Source organism: Streptomyces murinus, from assembly GCF_002154555.1.
In the GTDB taxonomy this organism is placed as follows: Bacteria; Actinomycetota; Actinomycetes; order Streptomycetales; family Streptomycetaceae; genus Streptomyces; species Streptomyces murinus.
On the sequence record NZ_MUNF01000622.1, the window covers coordinates 1 to 4,867 of the forward strand.

The following is a 4,867-nucleotide window of genomic DNA, read 5'->3' on the forward strand; positions in this document are numbered from 1 at the left end:
GAGGAGCGGGAGGCGGGGCCAGGGACTGTCCGAGAGGCCCTAGGGCCTGTCTGACAATTCCCGTCTGCCGCGCGACGCCATGCACGCACTCTCGCGGCACCGGGCGCAGACCCAAGTACGTCCAGTACGAGGGCCTACGCCCGGCACCCCGAGAGCACGCACCTGACGCCGCGCGGCCGCCCTCCGGGCGACGACGGGAATTGTCAGACAGGCCCTAGGGGGCTTCGGGGAGGGGGGCCGCCCGGTGCCGGTCCAGCAGGGGTGCCATCAGGTCGCCGTGCTCCCGCAGGCGGGGCGCGATGTCCTCGGCCCGGAACTCCAGCCGCCCCGGTGAACGGCAGTCGGCGACCTCGTCCCAGGTCACGGGCGCGGAGACCAGGGGGGTGCGGCGGGCGCGCAGGGTGTAGGGGGTGGCGGTGGTCTTTCGGGCCGCGTTCTGGCTCCAGTCCACGAACACCTTCCCGGGCCGCAGGCTCCTGGTCATCCGGTGCACCACCAGCCGGGGCAGCGCGCGCTCCGCCGCCACCGCGAGCGCCTTGGCGTACTCGCTCGTCCGCTCCGGGGAGGCGCCGGAGACCGCCGCCAGCAGATGCAGCCCCTTGGACCCGGCCGTCTTCGGGTACGCCTCGATCCCGTCCGCGGCGAGCCGCTCGCGCAGCCACAGGGCGACCTCGCAGCACTGCACGAGGGTCGCCGGCGCCCCGGGATCGAGGTCGAACACCAGCCGGTCGGCCTCGTCCGGCGAGCCCACCAGCCACTGGTGGGTGTGAAACTCGGTGACCAGGTTCGCCGCCCACACCAGGCTCGGCAGATCCTGTACGACGACCATCCGGGCCGGGCCCTCCGCCGAGGACCTCGGCACCTCGGCGGTCGTGACCCACTCGGGCGTACCGGGCGGCACGTTCTTGGTGAAGAACACCTGGCCCTCGGGGCCGTCGGGGTAGCGCAGGAAGGACACCGCGCGGTCGCGCAGATGCGGGAGCAGCGCGTCGGCGGTGGTCGCGTAGTAGTGCACCAGCTCCGCCTTGGTGAAGCCGGTCGCCGGATACAGCACCTTCTCCAGGTTGGTCAGCGGGACCCGCCGCCCCGCCACCTCTGTGATGGGCGTCATAGGATGACAATCCCAGACAAACCGGTCTCCATGGGAAAGGACGGGTGCGGCACGTGCGATCGATATGGAACGGCGCCATCTCCTTCGGGCTGGTCAGCATCCCGATCAAGCTGGTCAACGCGACCGAGAGCCATGCGATCTCCTTCCGCCAGATCCACACCGAGGACAACGGCCGCATCCGCTACCGCAAGGTGTGCGAGGTGGAGGACCGCGAGGTCAGCCAGTCCGAGATCGGCAAGGCGTACGAGGACGCGGACGGCACCATCGTCCCGATCACCGACGAGGACCTGTCCCATCTGCCGATCCCGACGGCCCGGACCATCGAGATCGTCGCCTTCGTACCGGCCGACAAGATCGATCCGCTCCAGATGGGCTCGGCGTACTACCTCGCCGCGAGCGGAGCCCCCGCCGCCAAGCCGTACACCCTTCTTCGCGAGGCCCTCAAGCGCAGCAACAAGGTCGCCATCGCCAAGTTCGCGCTGCGCGGCCGGGAGCGGCTCGGGATGCTGCGGGTGGTCGGCGACGCGATCGCCATGCACGCCCTGCTCTGGCCGGACGAGGTACGGGCCCCCGAGGGGGTCGCCCCGGACGTGGACGTCAAGATCCGGGACAAGGAACTCGATCTCGCGGACGCGCTGATGGACACGCTCGGCGAGGTGGAGATGGCGGATCTGCACGACGAGTACCGGGAGGCGCTGGAGGAGGTCATCGCCGCCAAGGCCGCGGGCGAGACACCCCCGCAGGCCCCGGAACCAGCGAAGGGCGGCAAGGTCCTCGATCTGATGGCCGCCCTGGAGAACAGCGTCCGCGCCGCCCGCGAATCCCGCGAACCCACCGGCGAGGCCGAGGTCAGATCCCTGCCGGACCGCCGCTCCACCCCCAAGGAGACGGGCACCAAGAAGTCCACCTCCACGGCGCGGAAGACCACCGCCAAGAAGACCCCGGCCAGGAAGTCCACCTCGAAGTCGGCCGAGTCGGCGAAGAAGAGCACCGCGCGATCGAGCACGGCGAAGACGAGTACGGCGAAGTCGGGCACGGGGAGTTCGGGCACGGGGAAGAAGACGGCGGCGAGGAAGACGGCCGCGCGGAAACGCTCGGCCTGACCGGCTCCCGCCGCCCGGCCCTACCGCGGATCGGGCGGTTCACGGGGTGGGTCCCTCCGGCCCGGGAAGCGCCTCGCGCAGGGCGCGGGGCAGAGCGGGCAAGGCGCGGGGGAGACCGGGCAGGGCGCGCCAGTCGGGCGGCTCGGTCCCGGGGGTGCTCCCGTCGGCGGTGGCGAGCACATCGGTGGCCAACCAGTGTTCGCCCGGCGGCAGTTTCCCCCGCAGCACGGGCAGTGCCGTACGGGGCCACAGGAGGTGGCTGTTGGGGTCGGGAAGCATGATCTCGCCCGTGCGCGTCCCGATGAGATCCGCCACGGTACTGGCGAGTCCGCCGCACTCGGCCCGCGCCCCACGGCCCTCCGCCCGGGTGACGGCGCCCTCCAGGGGGACCGCGAAGCCGCCCTCGACCGTGTGCAGCGGGCGGGGCGTGACCAGGCGGTGGACCCGGACGTGCCGGCCGGGTCCGGCGGGCAGCAGCCAGGTGTCGACGGTGACATCGGGCCAGGGGTGCCAGCGGGCCCGCACCCGGTCGGCGGTCACGGAGCGGGCCGCGCAGGCGATCCGGGAGCGCCAGTACTGACCGTCCTCGCTGAGCAGCAGGGCGCTGTCGGGGGCGGCGGCCGCCGCGCCGAGCGGCCCGGTGGACACGGAGCAGCCGAAGGCCGTGGAGTACGCGAACCTGCCGTACTTCCCGGGCGCGTTGCGCACCCAGGTGTCCGCGTCGCAGGCCGCCAGCGCCGTCGTGTGCCCGCCGCCGTGCTGCACGAGCAGACCCGCCTGCGGCTGCGGACGCACCGCGTCCGTGGCGGGCAGCGGCTCCTCCTCGGCGGTCCAGAACGGGTGCCCGGCGGGCAGGGCGAGCGGCAGGAACGCCTTGAACGCCCAGTACGGGGAGCCCGCCGCGTTGTACTGCTCGCTCATGAACAGATTCGGGTAGGCGTAGCCGACCGACAGCGTGCCGTCGGCGGCGAACATCGGCCGCCGTGCCCACCAGCGCAGATTCCGGGCCCACAGCCCGCGCAGTACCCCCCAGGGCAGCGCCTCGACGCCCGCGTGGGCGAGCGCGCCCCAGAACGCGCACTGTGCGAACCGGTACGTCAGACTGCGGCCGAAGGGCAGCGCCGCGCCGTCGGCCGCGAACCAGTGCCGGAACTCCCCGGCGAACAGCGCGGCCCGCTCCCGCACCCGCGCCACGACCGCCGGATCGGCGTCCGGCGCGAGCGTCGTGTACAGCAGCGAGTACAGGTGCAGAGCCCAAGGGCCGTAGTAGTCAAGGGGTTTGCCCTCCGGGCCGTCCGAGTACCAGCCGCCGCCCCGGTAGAAGTCCTCGATCCGTGCGAGCGCCCGCTCGGTGAGCCCCGGTTCGGGCCGCTCCCCGACCGCCGTCAGGCCCAGCTCCACCATCACCGGGAACAGATGCCAGTTGTTGTCGGGGACGCGTTCGGCCCGCGCGGCCCGGCGCAGCCAGTCGGCGAGCCGCGTCCGCTCCTCCTCGGCGAGCGGCTCCCACAGCTCCCCGGGCGCCAGGGCCAGTGCGCAGCCGAGCACGGACGCCTCGACCAGCCGTTGGTCCATCGCGCCGGGCTCACCCCAGTACTCCGGGTGCTCGGAGTCGGTTCCGGCGGCGACGGCCCGGCGGATGCGCTCCCAGCCGCCGTACCGCCCGCCGCCCGCGGCGAACGGGGCCAGCCCCCACAGCGGTCGTACGGTCGCCTCCAGCCGGGCGACCCGGGGTTCGTACGCGGTGCCGGGCGCGGCCAGGGCCGTGTCGTCGGAGTAGGCGTCGGTGAGCGGGGCGCACAGGGCGAGCAGCGCGCGCTGCCAGTCGGCGCGGCTGTGCAGGGGATTGCCGGAGAACGGGTGCGGGCGGTTGCGGGTCATGGCTCCTCGTTCGGGTCGGGCCGGTGGCCGCGGTGACGGCCGGGCCAGTCTTCCCCCGCGGGCGCCCCTCAGGCCGAGCGCTCGAACTGCTCACGGACGACCGGATGCGCGAACGGCCGCCCGTGCGCAAGGCGTTCCAGCTCGTCAAGCGCCGAGTCCGCCATCCGGTGCAGCTCACCGCCGAGCGAACCGGCGATGTGCGGGGTGAGCACCACGTTGTCCAGGTCGTACAGCGGGGAGTCGGGCGGCAGGACCTCCGGTTCGGTCACATCCAGTACGGCGTTCAGCCGGCCGCTGGTCAGCTCGCGGGTCAGCGCGCCCGTGTCCACCAGCGCCCCGCGCGCGGTGTTGACCAGCGTGGCGCCGTCCGGCATCAGCTTCAGCCGGCGCTCGTCGATCAGGTGCCGGGTCTCGGGCAGCGCGGGCGCGTGCAGCGAGACCACGTCGCAGCGGGCGCACAGCTCGTCCAGGCCGACCCGCTCCACACCGAGCGCACGGGCCTGAGCCGCGTCCAAGTACGGGTCGTACACAAGGAGTTCCACGTCATAGGGAGCGAGCAGCGCGATGACCCGGCGCCCGGTGCGGGAGGCACCGACGATGCCGACGCTGCGCCGGTAGTTGCCCGCGTCGCGGTACTCGTGCTGCCAGGACACCTGACCGCGCACGGCCCGGTACCGGTCGCGCATGGCCAGCGCCCGCTTGTTGGCGAGCAGGATCATCGCCAGCGCGTACTCCGCCACCGGCAGCGCGTTGGCGTCGGCGGCCGAGGAGA

Annotated in this window: 4 protein-coding genes; 1 reads left to right on the plus strand and 3 read right to left on the minus strand. The window is 73.1% G+C overall.

Features of this window, described 5'->3' with window-relative positions; genetic code table 11:
* Positions 1-214: 214 nt before the first annotated feature.
* Positions 215-1,111 carry a non-homologous end-joining DNA ligase gene (gene ligD / locus CCN72_RS31400; protein WP_086811505.1) on the minus strand — a complete coding sequence of 299 codons (897 nt, stop codon included), beginning with the start codon at positions 1,109-1,111 and terminating at the stop codon, positions 215-217.
* Positions 1,112-1,164: 53 nt separating this feature from the next.
* On the opposite strand from ligD, the gene ku reads away from it, so the two are divergent.
* Positions 1,165-2,214: a non-homologous end joining protein Ku gene (gene ku, locus CCN72_RS31405; RefSeq protein WP_167408735.1), complete on the plus strand. Its 1,050-nt coding sequence runs from the start codon at positions 1,165-1,167 to the stop codon at positions 2,212-2,214.
* A gap of 39 nt (positions 2,215-2,253) precedes the next feature.
* Here ku and CCN72_RS31410 read toward each other — a convergent pair whose 3' ends face one another.
* Together CCN72_RS31410 and CCN72_RS31415 are read right to left on the minus strand one after the other, a co-directional pair.
* On the minus strand, positions 2,254-4,095 hold the full coding sequence (locus CCN72_RS31410; RefSeq protein WP_086811509.1) for a DUF2264 domain-containing protein: 1,842 nt from the start codon (positions 4,093-4,095) through the stop codon (positions 2,254-2,256).
* Positions 4,096-4,163: 68 nt separating this feature from the next.
* On the minus strand, positions 4,164-4,867 hold a 704-nt coding region (locus CCN72_RS31415; protein WP_143664260.1), incomplete at its 5' end, for a hydroxyacid dehydrogenase.

Bases quoted from the DNA above. Each gene is read 5' to 3' on its own strand.
- ligD (WP_086811505.1), bottom strand. From the start codon at position 1,111: ATGACGCCCATCACAGAGGTGGCGGGGCGGCGGGTCCCGCTGACCAAC.
- CCN72_RS31410 (WP_086811509.1), bottom strand. From the start codon at position 4,095: ATGACCCGCAACCGCCCGCACCCGTTCTCCGGCAATCCCCTGCACAGC.